The sequence below is a fragment of the Mycolicibacterium sp. XJ879 genome (assembly GCF_053483935.1).
On the sequence record NZ_JBEFTH010000046.1, the window covers coordinates 1 to 368 of the forward strand.

General features: G+C 70.4%; 1 protein-coding gene. It reads right to left on the minus strand.

From position 1 onward, the window contains the following. On the minus strand, positions 1–368 hold a 368-nt coding region (locus tag ABQF13_RS25325), incomplete at both ends, for a transposase (RefSeq protein WP_448395557.1).

A 368-nucleotide genomic window follows, 5' to 3' on the forward strand; every position in this document is an offset into this window, starting at 1 on the left:
AGGGCCTTGTCCAGCTTGACCTTCTGCTTGGCGGTGAGCAGCTCAGCGCGGGTCAGCAGGATCCGGCGGACCCCGTAGAGTGGGTCACCGCTGCGGCCCCGATGCCCGCACGTGTCCTGCTGGATGCGCTGGCGGCACAGTGTGAGCTTGTCGGCGGCCAGGTGCACGACATGGAACGGGTCCATGACCGCCCGCGCTGCCGGCAGGGCGTCGGCGGTCGCGGTGTGGTAGCCGGCGAACCCGTCCATCGACACGACCTTGACCCGGCTGCGGAAGTTCGGGTCCTGGGCGTTGAGCCAGTCGGTGAGCACCGCAGCGGATCGGCCGGCCACCATGTCGAGCAGACGGGCCGGGCCGTCGCCGTCGAT